Origin of the sequence: Lentzea terrae (assembly GCF_003265345.1) — a bacterium.
Lineage (GTDB): Bacteria > Actinomycetota > Actinomycetes > Mycobacteriales > Pseudonocardiaceae > Lentzea > Lentzea terrae.
The window spans coordinates 18,299-35,455 of sequence record NZ_QFWW01000002.1 but is presented as its reverse complement, the minus strand read 5'-3'; the positions used below and the strand labels follow the sequence as shown (position 1 = coordinate 35,455).

16 protein-coding genes are annotated in these 17,157 nt (G+C 70.1%); 13 read left to right on the top strand and 3 right to left on the bottom strand.

Going from position 1 to position 17,157, the window contains the following annotated elements; translation table 11 throughout:
- Nucleotides 1–73 precede the first annotated feature (73 nt).
- The 8 genes from DI276_RS03340 to DI276_RS03305 all read left to right on the top strand — a co-directional run bounded on the left by DI276_RS03340 (nucleotide 74) and on the right by DI276_RS03305 (nucleotide 8,506).
- Complete coding sequence (locus DI276_RS03340; protein ID WP_112261802.1) at nucleotides 74–1,453, top strand: cobyrinate a,c-diamide synthase; 1,380 nt, start codon at nucleotides 74–76, stop codon at nucleotides 1,451–1,453.
- A 29-nt stretch (nucleotides 1,454–1,482) separates the two neighbouring features.
- Complete coding sequence (locus tag DI276_RS03335; RefSeq protein ID WP_112261801.1) at nucleotides 1,483–2,511, top strand: cobalt-precorrin-4/precorrin-4 C(11)-methyltransferase; 1,029 nt, start codon at nucleotides 1,483–1,485, stop codon at nucleotides 2,509–2,511.
- Entirely contained in the window at nucleotides 2,508–3,329 is an 822-nt protein-coding gene (locus DI276_RS03330) for a hypothetical protein (protein WP_157984493.1), read from the top strand. The genes DI276_RS03335 and DI276_RS03330 overlap by 4 nt, the downstream gene beginning before the upstream one ends.
- On the top strand, nucleotides 3,326–4,582 hold the full coding sequence (locus DI276_RS03325; protein WP_112261799.1) for a cobalamin biosynthesis protein: 1,257 nt from the start codon (nucleotides 3,326–3,328) through the stop codon (nucleotides 4,580–4,582). Before DI276_RS03330 ends, DI276_RS03325 begins: the two co-directional genes overlap by 4 nt.
- A gap of 124 nt (nucleotides 4,583–4,706) precedes the next feature.
- Nucleotides 4,707–5,483 (top strand): S1 family peptidase, encoded by a 777-nt coding sequence (locus tag DI276_RS03320; RefSeq protein WP_112261798.1) that lies wholly within the window; start codon nucleotides 4,707–4,709, stop codon nucleotides 5,481–5,483.
- A 61-nt stretch (nucleotides 5,484–5,544) separates the two neighbouring features.
- Nucleotides 5,545–6,258: a PIG-L deacetylase family protein gene (locus DI276_RS03315; RefSeq protein ID WP_112261797.1), complete on the top strand. Its 714-nt coding sequence runs from the start codon at nucleotides 5,545–5,547 to the stop codon at nucleotides 6,256–6,258.
- Nucleotides 6,259–6,309: 51 nt separating this feature from the next.
- The gene (cobA, locus tag DI276_RS03310) at nucleotides 6,310–7,518 is read left to right on the top strand and encodes a uroporphyrinogen-III C-methyltransferase (protein WP_112261796.1); all 1,209 of its coding nucleotides are present in this window, start codon (nucleotides 6,310–6,312) and stop codon (nucleotides 7,516–7,518) included.
- A 124-nt stretch (nucleotides 7,519–7,642) separates the two neighbouring features.
- On the top strand, nucleotides 7,643–8,506 hold the full coding sequence (locus tag DI276_RS03305) for an RICIN domain-containing protein (RefSeq protein WP_232836420.1): 864 nt from the start codon (nucleotides 7,643–7,645) through the stop codon (nucleotides 8,504–8,506).
- On the opposite strand, the gene DI276_RS03300 is transcribed toward DI276_RS03305, so the two are convergent.
- Nucleotides 8,419–8,919, bottom strand: coding sequence for a hypothetical protein (locus DI276_RS03300; RefSeq protein ID WP_112261794.1), 501 nt, complete (start codon nucleotides 8,917–8,919; stop codon nucleotides 8,419–8,421). The two genes, DI276_RS03305 and DI276_RS03300, sit on opposite strands and share 88 nt — an antisense overlap.
- Before the next feature lie 89 nt (nucleotides 8,920–9,008).
- On the bottom strand, nucleotides 9,009–10,754 hold the full coding sequence (locus tag DI276_RS03295) for a proline--tRNA ligase (RefSeq protein ID WP_112261793.1): 1,746 nt from the start codon (nucleotides 10,752–10,754) through the stop codon (nucleotides 9,009–9,011).
- A 134-nt stretch (nucleotides 10,755–10,888) separates the two neighbouring features.
- On the opposite strand from DI276_RS03295, the gene DI276_RS03290 reads away from it, so the two are divergent.
- Nucleotides 10,889–11,242, top strand: coding sequence for a VOC family protein (locus DI276_RS03290; RefSeq protein ID WP_112261792.1), 354 nt, complete (start codon nucleotides 10,889–10,891; stop codon nucleotides 11,240–11,242).
- 318 nt (nucleotides 11,243–11,560) lie between these two features.
- On the opposite strand, the gene DI276_RS03285 is transcribed toward DI276_RS03290, so the two are convergent.
- Nucleotides 11,561–12,520, bottom strand: a complete 960-nt coding sequence (locus DI276_RS03285; RefSeq protein WP_198680438.1) for a GNAT family N-acetyltransferase — start codon at nucleotides 12,518–12,520, stop codon at nucleotides 11,561–11,563.
- Nucleotides 12,521–12,604: 84 nt separating this feature from the next.
- On the opposite strand from DI276_RS03285, the gene DI276_RS49715 reads away from it, so the two are divergent.
- From DI276_RS49715 to DI276_RS03265, 4 genes are all read left to right on the top strand, one after another.
- The gene (locus DI276_RS49715; RefSeq protein ID WP_112261790.1) at nucleotides 12,605–13,360 is read left to right on the top strand and encodes an SAM-dependent methyltransferase; all 756 of its coding nucleotides are present in this window, start codon (nucleotides 12,605–12,607) and stop codon (nucleotides 13,358–13,360) included.
- Between the two features lie 22 nt (nucleotides 13,361–13,382).
- A complete protein-coding gene (gene yaaA / locus DI276_RS03275; protein WP_112261789.1) occupies nucleotides 13,383–14,111 on the top strand; it encodes a peroxide stress protein YaaA in 729 nt (242 codons plus the stop codon).
- Between the two features lie 202 nt (nucleotides 14,112–14,313).
- Nucleotides 14,314–15,282, top strand: coding sequence for a serine protein kinase RIO (locus DI276_RS03270; RefSeq protein ID WP_408610491.1), 969 nt, complete (start codon nucleotides 14,314–14,316; stop codon nucleotides 15,280–15,282).
- A gap of 233 nt (nucleotides 15,283–15,515) precedes the next feature.
- On the top strand, nucleotides 15,516–17,096 hold the full coding sequence (locus tag DI276_RS03265) for a DEAD/DEAH box helicase (protein WP_112261788.1): 1,581 nt from the start codon (nucleotides 15,516–15,518) through the stop codon (nucleotides 17,094–17,096).
- Nucleotides 17,097–17,157: the final 61 nt, after the last annotated feature.

The window sequence follows — 17,157 nt, the reverse complement described above, 5'->3', positions numbered from 1 at the left end:
GCCGGGGTGAGCGGGGAGGCCGGGTGGCGAACAGGCTGAGGGACGCCGCCCGCCGGGCTCAGCGGGGGACCAGATGGTGAACCGGCTGGTCGTTGCCGCCCCAGCGTCGGGCAGCGGCAAGACCACCGTCGCCACGGGCCTCATGGCCGCGCTCCGCAGAGCCGGATCCCGGGTCGCACCGTTCAAGGTCGGCCCGGACTACATCGACCCCGGCTACCACTCGCTGGCCACCAACCGGCCGGGCCGCAACCTCGACCCGGTGCTCGTCGGCGAGCACCGGATCCCGGGCCTGTTCGCGCACGGAGCCAAGAACTCCGACATCGCCGTGGTCGAAGGCGTGATGGGGCTGTTCGACGGCCGAGTCGACACGGCCGGCGTCGGCTCAACTGCCCACGTCGCCAAGCTGATCAACGCGCCCGTGCTGTTCGTCGTGGACGCGAGAGGTCAAAGCCGATCGCTCGCCGCGCTACTGCACGGCTTCCGCGGCTACGACCCCACGGTCCGGCTGGGCGGCGTGATCCTCAACCAGGTCGGTTCGGAACGCCACGAGCAGGTGCTCAGGTCGGCGTGTGACGAGGTCGGCCTCGACGTGCTCGGCGTGCTGCCGCGCGACCCGCAGTTCTCGTTGCCCTCCAGGCATTTGGGCCTGGTGACGGCGGCGGAGCACGGCACAGAAGCAGTGCAGGCCGTAGACGCGATCGCCGCCGCAGTCGCCAAACACGTCGACCTCGACGCCGTGCGCAGGCTCGCCAGTTCGGTGCCCGCGATGGCCGTTGCCGCGTGGGAACCGCAGGTCGAGAGAGTCGCCGGCGAGCCGTTGATCGCGGTCGCAGGTGGAGCGGCTTTCACGTTCGGCTACGCGGAACACGTCGAGGTCCTCAAAGCGGCAGGCGCGGCCGTCGCCGTCGTCGATCCGCTCAACGACGAAGATCTTCCACACGGAACCGCCGGCCTCGTGCTGCCCGGCGGGTTCCCGGAACAACACGCGGAAGCTTTGTCAGCCAACGCGAAGTTGCGCGAGGCCGTCGCGAGGTTCGCTCGATCGGGTGCGCCGGTGCACGCCGAGTGCGGCGGGCTGCTCTACCTCGCGAGATCACTCGACGGGCACCCGATGTGCGGGGTGCTCGACGCCGACGGGTTCATGACGCCGAAGCTGACCCTGGGCTACCGGGACGCCGTCGCGGCCACCGGCTCGCCGCTGCACCCGCCGGGCAGCCGCGTGACCGGCCACGAGTTCCACCGGACCCAGTTGTCCGCACCGCACTCGACGCCGCCCGCGTGGCACTGGCGCGGCGTCGACTCCCGACCGGTCGCGGAAGGTTTCGTGGCCGGTGGGGTGCACGCGTCGTACCTCCACACGCACCCCGCCGGTGATCCGGAAGCGGTAGCCAGGTTCGTGCGGGCCTGCCACCCGTTCGTGGCCGGAGCGGCAAGCGGTACGGTCTTCGCTTAAGCCAAAGTCCGAACCCCTGTGGAGCTGTCGTGACGACGACCGGTCGGGTTTCTTTCGTCGGCGCTGGTCCGGGCGCCGCCGACCTCATCACTCTCCGAGGCGCGCGCCGCATCGCGGAAGCCGACGTCGTCATCTGGGCCCCCAGCGCGGTGGACGCCGAGTGCGTCCGCGAGCACGCCCGCGCCGACGCCGAGCTGGTCGACTTCTCGCGCGTCACGCAGGAGGAGATCACCGACCTGTACCGCAGGGCCGCCGCGTCCCGGCAGGCCGTCGTCCGGCTGCACGCCGGTGACGCCGCGACCGGTGGTGGTGTGCAGGAGCAGCACGACCTGTGCGTGCGGCTCGGTCTCGAGGTCGAGGTCGTGCCCGGCGTGTCCGTGGTCGCCGCCGCTGCCGCCAAGATCGGCCGCGAGCTCACGCTGACCGAGGCGTCGTCGACCGTGCTGATCTCGCCGGAGAGCAGCGAGCTGGTCAGTGAGTTCGCCGCCCTGCAGACCACGATGGCCGCCACGGTGTCGGGTGCGCGCACCGGCCAGTTCGTGGAGAAGCTGCTGGCGGGCGGCTACTCGGCCGACACCCCGGTCGTCGTCGCGTACAAGGTGAGCCAGGCCGACGAGCTGGTCGTGCACACCACGGTCGGTCAGCTGGAGTCGGTGGTGAAGCAGCACAAGCTGTACCGCCCGACGCTGTTCCTCGTCGGCGCCGCCGTGAAGGCGCCCACCCGGCGGGTCTCGACCTCGGCCACCACGTCGGTGGACGAGCCGATCCGCGCCGCCCGGCCGACCCGCTGGTCGCGTCGTGCCGCCACGCGCATCGCGACGACGCGCCCCGACGAGCCGGTGCCCGCTGCTTCCCCCGCCGCCGAGGCGAACCCGGCGTGGACCGCGGTCCAGGGAATACAGCAGTCGGTGCGCAAGCCGGCCGAGGAACCGGCCCCGAAGCCGAAGCTGACCGTCGTCGCGGCGGAGAAGCCGAAGCCGCCGACGGTCCGGGCGTCCACGGCCACCCCGAAGAAGAAACCGGCCACCCGTAAGCCCAAGCGGCCCAGCAACTCATGACGGTGGAGAAGCTGCTGGAGGCAGCCGGTCGCCCCGTCGAGATCGTCGACGCGGCGGACGGCCTGCGTCCCGCGCTGAACGTGTGCCGCGCCCGCTCCGCCGTGCTGGTCAAGCTGGCCGAGGGCATCGGTCCCGCCGAGGTCGGCGCTGGCCTCGCGGGCTGGCGCCGCACGTTGACGGTGTCGGACTCCGGCGAGCTGACCACTGTGGACCCGCGCGACGCGGTGACCCGTCGCTGGACCGCACCCGACGCGCTGTTGTGCCTGGCGGACAACGAGTTCCTCACCTCGAACGACGGCTGGGCGTTGCCGGACGACTCCTTCGCGAGCCGCTCGCACGTCCTCGGCGCCGAGGTGCGCGCGTTCGTGCTGGCGCGGCTCGCCCCGCGGCCCGGTGTGCTGGTGTGGGACGTGCTGGCCGGTTCCGGTGCGGTGGCCGTGGAGTGCGCCCGCCTGGGTGCCGCGGTGGTCGCGGTCGAACCGGATCCCGTGCAGTGCGTGCGCATCATCGCGAACGCTTCCGCGCACGGCGTCGACGTGCGGGTGGAGGAAGCCGAGCTGGACACGGCGGCGTTGCCCCGTCCGGACGCGGTGTTCGTCGGCCGCGGTCAGCTGGCCGAGGTGAAGGCGTGCGCGGCCGTGAACGCCCGCCGCGTGGTCGTCGCGACGGAGCGGGTGGACGAGATCGTGCCCGCGCGAGATGCGCTGGTGGCCGCCGGGTACGAGGTGGAAGGCGTGCACTGGACGGCTGCCCGGCTGCTGGACACGGGGTTCGCTCCTGCGGTTCCGGTGACGTTGTTGTGGGGAACCAAGAAGTGATCGGTGTGTTCGCCGGCCCTGCCCAGCGCGGCGACGCAGCTGACCTGGCGGGCCTGCTCGGCGCGGACGCGGTCGTCCCGGACGGTCCCGTGAAGCCTGCCGTGCAACGGTTGTGGCCGCGCTTGGATGCCGCCGTCCTGTTCCTGGACGCGGGTGCCGCAGTCCGCCTGATCGCACCTCTGTTGCGAGACAAGCGATCCGATCCCGCCGTGGTGTGCGTGGACGCGCACTTCGTGGTGGCGTTGGCGGGTGACGCCGACGTGCTGGCCCGCGACGTCGCCGACTCGCTCAACCGCACGGCCGTCGTCACCGGTGGCCCGTCGATCGACTCGATGCTGGACGAGCTCGTGGAACTGCTCGACGCGACCGCGGAGGGCGACGTCGAGGCCTGCACCGCCGCCATCGACGCGGGCGAGCTGGTCGTGCTGCGCAACCCGTTGGGCTTCCCGCTGCCCGCGCTGCCGCCCAACGTCGTCGCGGGCGGCGAGGACGCGACCTGGATGATCGTCATCGACGACCGGGCCGCCAGCTCGAAGGAGAACGTGCTGCGGATCGTGCCGCGCACGCTCGTCGTCGGTGTGGGCTCCACACGCGGTGCGTCGGCCACGAGCGTTGGCGCAGCGTTGGCGGAACTGGACGCGCAGGGCGGCCTGGATCTGCGTGCCATCAAGGCATTTGCCACGGCGGACGCCAAAGCGGACGAGCCCGGCATCGTGGACGCCGTGGAGGACTGGGGTTTCTGGCACGGAGACACGGCCGAGCTGCTGACGTTCCCGACCGAGGAGCTGGCCGAGATCGGCGTGCCGAACCCGAGCTCGGTGGTGCGCAACTCGATGGGCACGGCGAGCGTGGCGGAAGCGGCGGCGTTGCGCGGCGCGCAGGCCTTGGGCCACGGCGCGCCGATCGAGCTGGCGGCCGAGAAGTTCAAGCGGGACAACGTGACCGTGGCCGCGGCACGGGTGCTGCCGCGCGGCCGGCTGGCTCTCGTCGGACTCGGGCCGGGCGCCGCCGAGGAACGCACGCCGCGGGCGGAGGCGGAGATCAGGCGCGCCGCGTTCGTGGTCGGCACGCCGGAAGCGATCGACGCGGTCTCCCCGCTGCTGCGGTCTGGCACCGAGATCCGCCACGAGGGTGCGGGCGAGCTGGCGGCGCGCGGTGCGGCGGTCGCGTTCGTCGCTTTCGGGACCGGGCCAACGCTGGACGTTGCGGTCGAAGCCGACGTGGTTGTTGTTCCCGGAGTCTGGAACCGCTGACGTCAACTGTCAAACCAGCCGTAACGACTAGTGGCGGTTGTGCGTTTGAATCCAAGCCCGTGACGCTGTGTGTGCCGCCGCTCGACTCCCTGCACACACACCGTCATCGGGAAGGACTGGCAACATGGCGAAAACCCTGCATCGCCTGATCGTGTCCGTCATCGTTTCCGCACTCGCGAGCATCTTCTTCGTCGCTCCCGCGGCCAATGCTGACGACGTCTCACCGATGATCGTCGGTGGTACGCGCGCAAGCACTTCCACGTACCCGTGGGTTGTCTACCTGGCCTCCAGCACCGGTTCGCAGTTCTGCGGCGGAACGCTGGTGAAGGCCAACAAGGTCGTCACCGCCGCACACTGCGTCAAGGGCCGCACGCCCGCCAGCACGCGCGTCGTCCACGGCCGTGACGACAAGCAGAGCAGCGTTGGCACCGTCGCCAGCGTGACCAAGATCTGGGTCCACCCGAGCTACACCACCGCGACCGCCGGTTACGACGTCGCCGTGCTGACGCTGGACCGCAGCATCAGCTCGGCCACCCTGCCGCTCGCGACCCCGGCCGACACCGCGCTCTACACGGCGGGCAACTCCGCGCTGATCCTCGGCTGGGGCACCACGTCCTCCGGCGGCTCGGCGTCCCGGTACCTGCTCAAGGCCAACGTGCCGTTGACCTCGGACGCGACCTGCAAGACCGCGTACTCGCAGTACAGCAACACCTCCATGGTGTGCGCGGGCTATCCGCAGGGCGGTACCGACACCTGCCAGGGCGACTCCGGTGGCCCGCTGGTGTACGGCGGCAAGCTCATCGGTGACACGTCGTGGGGTCGCGGTTGTGCGGCCGCCGGTTACCCCGGTGTGTACGGCCGGATCGCGCCGTACTACTCGGTCATCAACGCCCAGCTCTAGTTCAGGAGCCGCCGCGCCCCGAGTCCACAGTGGACTCGGGGCGCGGTCGTATGCTGCCTTCATGGCTGATCTGGAAGCGGTGCCGGAGGACTGGTCGAGCGCGCTGGTCGTCGTCGCTCATCCCGACGACATGGAGTACGGCGGTGCGGGCGCTATCGCGCGTTGGACCGCCCAGGGCAAGAACATCGCGTACCTGCTGGCGTGCCGTGGCGAGGCGGGCATCGACACGATGGAGCCGTCGGTGTGCGGGCCGTTGCGGGTCGAGGAGCAGATCGCGTCGTGCGCGGCGGTGGGGGTTTCGGATGTCGAGTTCCTGGACCACCCGGACGGGCTCATCGAGTACGGCGTGCCGTTGCGGCGCGACATCGCGGCGGCGATCCGGCGGCACCGGCCCGAGTTCGTGATCGTCAGCAACTTCCGCGACACCTGGCCCGGTGGCGGGTGGAACCAGGCGGACCACATCGCGGTCGGGCGTGCTGCCGTGGACGCCGTGCGTGACGCGGGCAACCGGTGGGTGTTCCAGGACCTGGGACTTGAGCCGTGGAATGGCGTTCGGTACGTGGCGGCGGCGTCCTCACCGTTGGCAACGCACGCCGTGGACATCACCGACTCGTTCGACGCTTCGGTGGCGTCTCTACGCGCGCACAAGGCGTATCTGGCTGCGCTGAGCGGCAACATGGCGGATCCCGAGGGGTTCCTGCGTGGCGCCGCGGAGGCCGTTGGCCAGCGGTTCGGCGGCGTGCTGGCGACCTCTTTCGAGTTGCTGAGCCTGTGACCATGTTCCCTTCGGCTGGACACGGCGGGTCCGGTGTGGATGCTTCTACGCATGCCCTTTGAACAGCACTACCTGGCCGGCCTCGACCTGCGGGGCCGGCGCGTCCTCGTGGTCGGCGGAGGCACGGTCGCCCAGCGCCGCCTGCCTCGCCTGATCGCGTCCGGCGCCGCCGTCGAGCTCGTGTCGCCGTCCGTCACGCCCGCCGTCCAGGGCATGGTCGACGCGGGGGAGCTGACGTGGCACCAGCGGCGGTTCGAGCCGGGTGACGTCGAGGGCGCGTGGTACGTGGTGGCCTGCACGTCCAACGTCGAGGTCAACACGCAGATCGGCGACGAGGCGCTGTCGCAGCGTGTGTTCTGCGTGCGCGCGGACATCGCGGTCGAGGGCACGGCCGTCACACCGGCCGTAGGCGCGCACGACGGCCTCGTGCTCGGTGTGCTGGCGGGCGGCGAGCACCGTCGTTCCGCTTCGGTCCGCGACGGCCTCGTGGCGGCTCTGCGGGACGGCCGGATCGCGGACCAGGCCACTCCGCCGGTCGGTGTCGCCCTGGTGGGCGGCGGTCCCGGCGATCCCGAGCTGATCACCGTCAAGGGCAAGCGTTTGCTGGCCCACGCGGACGTGGTCGTCGCCGACCGGCTGGCCCCGCGCGAGCTGCTGGAGGAACTGCCCGCGCACGTCGAGGTCGTCGACGCCGCGAAGATCCCCTACGGCCGTGCGGCCACGCAGGAGTTCATCAACCAGACGCTGATCGACCGCGCCAAGGAGGGCAAGTTCGTCGTCCGGCTGAAGGGCGGCGACCCGTACGTCTTCGGGCGCGGCTTCGAGGAGCTGCTGGCGTGCGCGGAGGCCGGCATCCCCGTGACCGTCGTGCCAGGCGTGACGTCGGCGTTCGGTGTGCCCGCATTGGCCGGTGTGCCGGTGACGCACCGAGGCGTGGCGCACGAAGTCGTGGTGGTGTCCGGCCACGTGGCCCCCGATGACCCGCGCTCTCTCGTGGACTGGCCCGCGATCGCACGCCTGCAGGGCACCGTCGTGCTGATGATGGCCGTCGAACGAGCCGGCGCCTTCGCTGCTGCTTTGATGGAAGGCCGTCCCGGTTCCACCCCGGTCGCCGTGATCCAGGAGGGCAGCACGGCTGCTCAGCGCGTCTTCCGGTCCACTTTGGACGCTCTTGCGGTGGACGTGAAGCGCTGGGACGTTCGTCCGCCGGCGATCATCGTGGTGGGCCCGGTCGCCGACATTGCTTCCGCAAATAGTTAGATAACTTTCTTTACAAAATCCGCTCGACCGGTGGACTCTGCAAGCACGCCGCCTCAGTCCACCGGTTCCTGCGGAGGCACGCATGAAACGCGCCCTGTCTTTGGCGGCAGGCATCTTGCTAGTGATGTCCGGTTTGTTCGCTTCCTCCCCGGCGAGCGCCGCACCCCAACAGGTCTTCTGGACCTTCTACGGCTGGTACGACAACACCCCGCCGGGCGGCAACATCGCCTACCCGCAGATCCACAAGACGGCCGGCGGCAAGGGCACCTGGGCGGACCCGATCACGTTCGCGACGTCGGCCAAGGAAGCCAAGCCGGGCACCCGCATCTACTTCCCGCGCGTCAAGAAGTACTTCATCATGGAGGACTCCTGCTCCTCCTGCGAGCAGGACTGGGACGGCAACGGCCCCAACGGCGGCCCGCGACTGTGGCACTTCGACGCCTGGGTCGGTGGCAAGGGCGGCAACGCGATGAACGTCATCGACTGCGAAGACGCCCTCACGAACTACCACCCCGACGGCAAGCCGGTGATGGAGGAGACCATCATCAACCCGCCGTCGAACCTGACCGTGGATCCGACGCCGATCTTCAACACGTCCACCGGCGAGTGCTACGGCGGCGCGAAGCCCAAGACCACCAACGGCGAGTACAAGAACGTTTCCACCGGCAAGTGCCTGCAGGGCGGTGCGTCCGGCACCCAGCTGACCACGGCCGTCTGCAACGGCTCTGCGTTGCAGCAGTTCAAGTTCCACGGCGCCTTCATGGAGCAGGGCTCGCCCCAGCAGTGCACCACGCTCTCGTCGGGCAAGGTCGTGCTGCGGAAGTGCGACGGCGGCCCGAGTCAGCAGTGGTCGATCAACCCGAACAAGACCATCTCGGACATGCAGCACAACACCAAGTGCTACCGGGACGCGTCGGGGAAGGTGACGGCGGCGTCCTGCTCCGGCGACGCGGCCAAGTGGACGTTCAAGGCGGCGCCCGCGAAGTGAGCGCGCAACGGCTTCAGGCTCAGCAATCCGACCGCGGTGCGCAGCACCACGGCTGCGTACCAAGGCGCCAACAGTCCGACGCGGCCGAGCAACTCCGTGGGCACCGCCCGCTGCCGCAGCGCCGCCGTGGCCACACCCCACACCGCCGTGCAGAACGAACTGACCACCGCGAACGCCGCCACCGTCGGCAGATCGCGGGCGAGCGTCGCAATCCCCAGCCACATCAACGGAATCAGCACCACGGTCACCGTGATGGTGTGGCGACATCGCGCGAGCAACCGCTCGGCGAGCAGCCCGCCCGCGACCGTGACCGTGCGCAAGGCCTTGTGCTTCATCAACCACCGCAGGCCCTCTGCGACCTTGGGGCGTTCTTCGGAGGGGTGCGGGGTGCAGTGCGCATCTTGGTGCTCCACAGCAGGTACCAGTTCCGCCCCATGCCGCACCCTGAACGCGACGAACGCCCGGCCAGGAATTCCCGGCCGGGCGTTCGTGACGTTCGGACTCAGCTGTTGACGACGCTGACCAGGTGGTCGACGGCCTCGGCGACCGGCACCTCGACCCGGTCACCCGAGCGGCGGTCCTTGACCTCGACGGTGCCGTCCTTCAGACCGCGGCCGATCACCAGGATCGTCGGGATGCCGACGAGCTCGGCGTCCGCGAACTTCACGCCGGGGCTCGCCTTGCGGTCGTCCAGCAGCACCTTCACGCCGCGCGCGCTCAGCTGCTTCGCGAAGTCCTCGCCGGCCGCCATCAGCGTCTCGTCCTTGCCGGCAACGACCACGTGGACGTCGGCGGGCGCGACGTTGCGGGGCCAGATCAGGCCGCGCTCGTCGTGGGACTGCTCGGCGATGGCCGCGACGAGGCGCGAGACGCCGACGCCGTACGAGCCCATGGTGATGCGCACGGGCTTGGAGTCCGGGCCGAGGGCGTCGAGCGAGAACGCGTCGGCGTACTTGCGGCCGAGCTGGAAGATGTGGCCGATCTCGATGCCGCGCGCGGCGACCAGCACGCCCTTGCCGTCGGGGGACGGGTCGCCCTCGCGGACGTCGGCCACGTCGATGACGCCGTCGGGCGTGAAGTCGCGGCCCGCCACCAGGTCCACCACGTGGTGGTCGGCCTTGTCTGCGCCGGTGACCCACGCGGTGCCGGTGACGACGCGGGGGTCGGCGAGGTAGCGGATGCCGTTCGCCTGGATCGCGCCAGGGCCGATGTAACCCTTGACCAGGAACGAGTTCTTGGCGAAGTCGGCCTCGTCGACCATCGCGACCTCCGCGGGGGAGAGCGCCGCTTCGAGCCGCTTGAAGTCGACCTCGCGGTCACCGGGGACGGCGACGGCGAGCAGCGTCCAGTCCTTCTGGCCCGGCTGCTGCACCTTGACCAGGACGTTCTTCAACGTGTCCGCCGCGGTGAACTTGCGGTCGGTGTTCGCGTTGAGGAAGTCCACCAGGGTCTCGATGGTGGGCGTGTTCGGCGTGTGGTGCACGACCGCTGCGGGCTTGTCGTCGATCGACTGAGCCGGGGGCACGGGCGTCGCGACGGCCTCGACGTTCGCCGCGTAACCGGACTCGGTGCTGCGGACGAACGTGTCCTCACCCGTCTCCGCGACGGCCAGGAACTCCTCGGACGCGGAGCCGCCCATCGCGCCGGACGTGGCGGAGACGATCACGTACTGCAGCCCGAGCCGGTCGAAGATGCGGATGTAGGCGTCGCGGTGGTTCAGGTACGACTGGCTCAGGCCCTCGTCGGTGAGGTCGAACGAGTACGAGTCCTTCATCAGGAACTCGCGGCCGCGCAGGATGCCCGCACGGGGACGCGCCTCGTCGCGGTACTTGGTCTGGATCTGGTACAGCGTGACCGGGTAGTCCTTGTACGAGCTGTACTCGCCCTTCACGGTGAGGGTGAACATCTCCTCGTGCGTGGGGCCGAGCAGGTAGTCCGCGCCCTTGCGGTCCTTGAGGCGGAACAGGTTGGGCCCGTACTCCTCCCACCGGTTCGTAGCCTCGTAGGGCTCCTTGGGCAGCAGGGCGGGGAACTGGATCTCCTGCGCGCCGAACGAGTCCATCTCTTCGCGGACGACGGCCTCGATGTTGCGCAGCACCTTGAGCCCGAGCGGCAGCCAGGTGTACCCGCCCGGCGCGACGCGGCGGACGTAGCCGGCGCGCACCAGCAGCTTGTGGCTGGGCACTTCGGCGTCGGCCGGGTCCTCGCGAAGAGTGCGCAGGAACAGAGACGACATCCTGGTGATCACGGTGGGTACTCCTCGTTCACGGGCTGTTGGGGCAGCGTACTGGTTGCGCCTCTCGCGACTTCGCGACGGCGGGTTTCATTGCTTCTGACCTGCGCGAACCAAAATTGTCAGACCCCCTGAGTAGCGTCCGTCGCATGTCCCTGACCATTGCCATGATCACCATCGACACCGGCGACGCGCGCAAGCTCGCGGAGTTCTGGACGGCCGCTTTGGGCACCACCGTCCAGAGCGACTGGGGCGAGTTCATCGTCCTCGCGCCGAGCACCGAGCACGGCGTCGCTTTAGGCATCCAGCAGGTGCCGGACGCCACGCCGGGCAAGAACCGCGTCCACATCGACTCGCACGTGCCGGACCGCAAGGCGGAGGTCGCCCGGTTGGTCGCGCTCGGCGCCACCGAGGTGGCCGAGCACAGCGTTCCCGGGATCGACTGGACCGTGCTGGCCGACCCGGACGGCAACCAGTTCTGCGTCGGCCAGGCGACCGAATAGCTCTGGTCAGTCAGGTGCCTCGCGGGTTGCGGACCCGTGAGGTGCCCGGCTGCCGGTGGTCCGTTGCCGTGCGGTCTGTTCTGCCCGTGCTGGTCGAGTTCGACGGTCAGGTCGTAGTCGATCTGGGTCTGTGCCGGCTCGGAGTCGGTGTGCTCGTTCCTGCCGAGTGCGCCGGTTGTTCGGTCAGGTGCCTCGTGGGTTGTGGACCCGTGAGGTGCCCTGTCCGTTCGGACCCGACGTGCTCGTTCCTGCCGAGCGTGCCGGTAGCGCAGCCAGGTGCCTCGTGGGGTGGCGGACCCGTGAGGTGCCCTGGCCGTCCTAGTCCAGTTCGACGGGCAACCCGTAGTCGATCCACGTCCGCGCCAGCTTGAACCCGGCCCGCTCGTACACGCCGAGCGCACCGGTCGAGTTGGCGGTGTCCACGGACAGCCCGGCCCGGTCGTAGCCCGCTGCCCTGCCCTGAGCCAGCGTCCAGCTCAGCAAGGCCGAGGCCACGCCGCGCCCGCGGTGCTCGGCGAGTGTGCCGACGTCCCCGATCCACAGCTCGCGGACGCCGGTCAACTCCTCGACGACCGGGTAGTGCCGGGCCAGCACGAAGCCGACGACGGCGCCGTCCGCGAGCGCCAGGAAGGAGTGCTCCGGAACGAACCGCTTGCTGTTCGTGAAGGACGCGGCCCATTCCTCCGGGCTGCGCTCGACCGAACCCCAGTGCGTGGCGAACGCCGCGTTGCAGACCTGGCGGACCTCTTCGTCGCGGGCCGGCGAGAACGGCACGATCTCGTAGCCGGACGGGATCGGGACCTGGGCGAGTGACTCGCCCAGTGCCACCTCCATCTCGTGGAAGTGGCGGTCCGCGCTGAAGCCGAACGACTCGACCAGCGTCAGGAGGCCCGCCAAGCGGCTCTCGACCATGGTGCACACCACCAGCGGCATGGCCGGGTGGCGCTCGGCGTGCAACAGACGCGCCGACGCGATCATGCGCGTCAGCAGCTCACGTCCGATGCCGTTGCGGCGGAACTTCGGGTGCACGAACCCGTCGAGGCGGACGCGGTGCGTGCCGACGGGGTTGTCGCGCAACACGACGAGGCCGTAGGCGGCGAGCGTGCCGTCCGCGAACACGCCCAGAGAACCGCGGGGCAGGTCCGTCTCGGCGAACGTCTCGGCGAAGTCCTCTTCGGACAGCAGTTCGCCGGTGTCGTCCACCGCCTCGACCGCGTTGTAAAGCGCGGTCACCGCAGGGATGTCCGCTGTCGTGAGCGGGCGCCGCACGAGTTCCACGAAATCGAAGCTACGGGGAGGTGATGGGCCCAACAACCGAATAACGCGTTGCCCGGAACAGGCCGCACAGACATCCTGCGTGCGATGACGACACCAGAGATCGCGCCGCTGCACGACGACCTGACGTTCCACGGACCGCTGTCCGAGGAACGGGCCGCACGACTGATCCGTGGCCTCCAGCCGCTCGACGAGAAGCACGTGCTCGACGTCGGCTGCGGCTGGGCGGAGCTTCTCCTGCGCACGCTCGAAGCCGCGCCCACCGCCACCGGCACGGGCGTCGACCGCGACGCGACGGCGATCGCCCAGGCTCAGGCCAACGCCGACGCACGAGGCCTCACCGCGCGGGTCAGCCTGCACGCCGTAGATGTCCAGCAGTGGCGACCCGAGCAGCCGGCCGACGTCGTGATCGTCAACGGCGCCAGCCAGGTGTGGGGCGGAGACCCGTTGCAGCACACCGCGAACGCGCTCGCAGCCGCCCGGAAACTGCTGAACCCGCAGGGCAAGCTGTTGCTGGGCGAGGGTTTCTGGGAGCGCCCGCCCACCGAGGAGCAGCTGGCCGCCATGCCGATCCCGCGCGACCAGTACGGCACGGTCGCCGACCTGGTCGACCTGGCGCACGAACACGGGTACCGGTTGCTCGCCGTGGAGCAGGCGAGCCTGGACGAGTGGGACGTGTTCGAGAACGGGCACGCGCTGGCGTGGGAACGCTGGCTGCGCGACAACCCGGACTCCGAGCACGCCGACGCGGTCAGGGCGAAGGCCGACACGCAGCGCACCTACCGGCTGCGCGGGTGGCGCGGCACGCTCGGCCTCGCGTACCTGACGCTGCAGGCGCCGTAGCGAACACCTACGCTTGCCAACCGTGCTGGTGCTGCTTCCCCCGTCGGAGACCAAGGCGATCGGCGGCGAGGGCGGGCCGCTCGACCTCGACGCGCTGTCGTTCCCGGAGCTCAACCCCGTGCGCGACAAGCTGGTGTCCGCGCTGGCCGACCTCGCCAAGGACATAGAGGCGAGCCTCAAGGCGCTCGACATCTCCGAGCGCCAGATAGATGAGGTCCACCGCAACGCCGCACTGCGCACGTCCGAGACGACGCCTGCGCTGCTGCGCTACACCGGCGTCCTCTACGACAACCTGGACTTCGGAACGCTCAAGAAGGCCGAGCGGGACCGCGCCTACCAGCGGCTCGCGGTCGCGTCGGCGCTGTTCGGTGCGATCCGCGGCGGTGACCCGGTGCCCGCGTACCGGCTGTCCGGCGGCAGCACGCTCCCGTCCCACGGCAGCCTGCGCACGCTGTGGAAGCCGGCACTCGAACCGGTGCTCGTGGAGGCCGACGAGTTCGTGGTCGACCTGCGCTCCGGCGCCTACTCGAGCCTCGCGAAGATCCCGCACGCCGTCGTCGTCCGGGTGATCACCAGCGAGGGCAAGGTCGTCAGCCACTTCAACAAGGCGCACAAGGGCCTGCTCGCCCGCGCCATCGCGCGCAGCAGCGCCGAACCGAGCGACCTGAAAGGCCTGGTCAAGCTCGCGCAGAAGGCCGGCCTCAAGGTCGTCCCGACGAGCGAGAAGACCGCCGATCTGATCACGGATTAATTCGGTTGCGCACCCAGAGCGCGACCGGGCAAGCTTCACCGCAGCCGAAGTGCGGCGTGAGGAACGAGGAGGTGCGAGATGTCAGAGCCTGTCTTCGGACGTGGCACCGCGACCCGTCCCTCCGCCCTTCGCGCCTGATCAGCACCGTTTGATCGCAGAGCGCCAGTGGGGCGGTCACCTTCATCTTCTGGGAGACCCCACCGTGCGCGAGCACGATCTTTACGAACGCTACGAGTCTGCTTTCGATGGCGCCGACGACAGCATGCGGCGCAAGGGAAAGCGCACCAACCGAACCGCCGACGACGCGGAGCCGACGCGTCGCGGCCGCATGACCGAAGAAGAGAAGCTGCGAGTCTCGCGACTGCGCGAGGACCAGCTCAGCACCGCGGACACGCCGGAGGACGGCGACCGCTGGTCCACCTGGGGCGACGCCGATCAGGGCCCCAAGCCCTACCCGGCGTGGCTCATCACCGAGCTGGCCGCGGTGGACCGCGAGCTGGGCATCGTGAAGACCGGCAAGGAGGCGGACGTCTTCCTGCTGGAACGCGCGATGGGCGAGCGGGCGTGCCTGCTCGCAGCCAAGCGCTACCGCAGCAACGACCACCGGATGTTCCACCGCGACGCGGGGTATCTGGAAGGTCGCCGGATGAAGAAGTCCCGCGAGATGCGGGCCATCCAGAACCGCACCGCGTTCGGGCGCAACCTGATCGCGGAGCAGTGGGCGGTCGCGGAGTTCGCCGCGCTCGCCAGGCTGTGGCAGATCGGCGCACCAGTGCCGTATCCGGTGCAGCGCAGCGGCACGGAGCTGCTGCTGGAGTTCATCGGTGACGACGAGGGCAACGCGGCACCGCGGCTCGCGCAGACCCGTCCGGACGAGGACGAGCTGCTCGACCTGTGGCGTCAGCTGGTCGCGACGCTGATGACGCTCGCGGAGGCGGGCCTCACCCACGGCGACCTGTCCGCGTACAACCTGATGGTCCACGAGGGCAGGCTGATCATGATCGACCTGCCGCAGGTGGTCGACCTCGTCGCGAACCCGCGCGGCGTGGAGTTCCTCGACCGCGACGTCCGCAACATCAGCGGCTGGTTCGCCGCGCGCGGCCTGCCGCCGGAGATCGCCGACCCGTCCGCGCTGGTGGCAACGCTGCTGGACGTGGCCGGTATGGCGTGACCCACGTTGCGCGCCCGGCCGTGTCCAACGACACTGCCGGGCGCGCAAGGTCTGGCCGATGATCGGCTAGACTGTGCTGTACACCGATGAAGGCCTGACAGCCGTTGACCGGTGTTTCCACCCACTCATCACGGCGTGACCATCACGCCGGGCCCGTCCTTGTGATCGGCACCGCGGTAGCGCGCGGGGCAGCCTCGAGACGTGCCATGTCCCGGAGGTTTGTTTTGCCATCAATGTCCGAAGGTCGTTCCGAGCGCTCTAACAGCCGCAGGGCACCGCGGCGCCGCTCGGGTCGCCAGGGCAACTCCTCGCGTCCGCAGCAGCGGGTCGAGGAGCCGATCGTCGCCGAGCACTTCGAGAGCACGCTGCCGGAAGGCCCGCTGCCCTCGTTCGCCGAGCTCGGCCTGGCCGACGCGCTGATCCGCTCGCTCGTCGCCAACGAAATCACCGAGCCGTTCCCGATCCAGGCGGCCACCCTTCCCGACTCCATGTCCGGCCGCGACATCCTCGGCCGCGGCCAGACCGGCTCCGGCAAGACGCTGGCGTTCGGCCTCGCGATGCTGTCCCGTCTCGCGGGCGGCCGCTCGATGCCGAACAAGCCGCGCGGCCTGATCCTCGTCCCGACCCGCGAGCTCGCGATGCAGGTGGAGACGGCGCTCATGCCGCACGCCCGCTCGCTGGGCCTGTGGTGCCGCGTCGTCGTCGGAGGCACGTCGTTCCCGCGCCAGATCGAACACCTGCGCCGCGGCGTCGACCTGCTGATCGCCACGCCGGGCCGGCTGTCCGACCACGTCCGCCAGGGCACCTGTGACCTCGGCTCGGTCGAGATCACCGCGCTGGACGAGGCCGACCAGATGGCGGACATGGGCTTCATGCCCCAGGTCCGCGCCATCCTCGACCTGACCCCGCAGGACGGCCAGCGCCTGCTGTTCTCCGCGACGCTCGACGGCGACGTGGACAAGCTGGTCCGCCAGTACCTGCACAACCCGGTGACGCACTCGGTGGCTCCGGCCACGGCGAGCGTCACGACGATGGATCACCACCTGCTGTTCGTGTCCGCCGAGGACAAGCAGAACGTGGTGACCGAGGTGGCCGCGCGCGAGGGCCGCACGATCATGTTCGTGCGCACCAAGCACCACGTCGACCGCCTCGCGAAGAAGCTCCGCTCCGTCGGCGTCCACGCGGGCGCCCTGCACGGCGGCAAGGCGCAGAGCGCCCGCACCCGCGTGCTCGGCGAGTTCCGCGAGGGCACCACGCCGGTCCTGATCGCGACCGACGTGGCAGCCCGCGGCATCCACGTGGACGACGTCTCGCTCGTCGTGCACGTCGACCCGCCGGCCGACCCGAAGGACTACCTGCACCGCGCCGGCCGCACGGCGCGCGCGGGCCAGTCCGGCACGGTCGTCACGCTGGTCACGCACGACCAGCGCCGCGCAGTCCAGGGCATGGCCGCACGTGCGGGCATCCGGCCGGAGAGCACGAAGGTGCGCCCCGGCGACGACGATCTGATCCGCATCACGGGTGCGCGCATCCCGAGCGGTGAGCCGATCATCGAGCGCGAGAAGCCGGCCCGTCGCGGTGGCGGCGGTGGTCGTCGCTTTGGCGCCCCGTCCGCCGGCGGTCGTGGCGAGTACCGCGGTGGCTCCGGCCGTCGTTCGGAAGGCGGCGAGTTCCGCGGTGGACCGCGCCGTTCGTCCGGTGAGGGTGGCGGTGAGTTCCGCAGCGGCCCGCGTCGTTCGGAGCGTTCCGAGGGCGGTCGTGGTTTCGGCCGGACCGCAGGAACCGGCCGTCCGCGCCGGGCACCGCAGCACTGATATTCGCCGTAAGGCACGCTGACGCAGGGGTCCCCTCGAACTGGGAACCCCTGCGTTTCAA

What these genes read in the sequence shown, in the direction of transcription:
- DI276_RS03265 (WP_112261788.1), top strand. Translation starts at nt 15,516, where the DNA reads ATGTCCGAAGGTCGTTCCGAGCGCTCTAACAGCCGCAGGGCACCGCGG.
- DI276_RS03305 (WP_232836420.1), top strand. Translation starts at nt 7,643, where the DNA reads ATGTCCGGTTTGTTCGCTTCCTCCCCGGCGAGCGCCGCACCCCAACAG.
- DI276_RS03320 (WP_112261798.1), top strand. Translation starts at nt 4,707, where the DNA reads ATGGCGAAAACCCTGCATCGCCTGATCGTGTCCGTCATCGTTTCCGCA.
- cobA (WP_112261796.1), top strand. Translation starts at nt 6,310, where the DNA reads ATGCCCTTTGAACAGCACTACCTGGCCGGCCTCGACCTGCGGGGCCGG.
- DI276_RS03315 (WP_112261797.1), top strand. Translation starts at nt 5,545, where the DNA reads ATGGCTGATCTGGAAGCGGTGCCGGAGGACTGGTCGAGCGCGCTGGTC.
- DI276_RS03340 (WP_112261802.1), top strand. Translation starts at nt 74, where the DNA reads ATGGTGAACCGGCTGGTCGTTGCCGCCCCAGCGTCGGGCAGCGGCAAG.
- DI276_RS49715 (WP_112261790.1), top strand. Translation starts at nt 12,605, where the DNA reads ATGACGACACCAGAGATCGCGCCGCTGCACGACGACCTGACGTTCCAC.
- DI276_RS03330 (WP_157984493.1), top strand. Translation starts at nt 2,508, where the DNA reads ATGACGGTGGAGAAGCTGCTGGAGGCAGCCGGTCGCCCCGTCGAGATC.
- DI276_RS03290 (WP_112261792.1), top strand. Translation starts at nt 10,889, where the DNA reads ATGTCCCTGACCATTGCCATGATCACCATCGACACCGGCGACGCGCGC.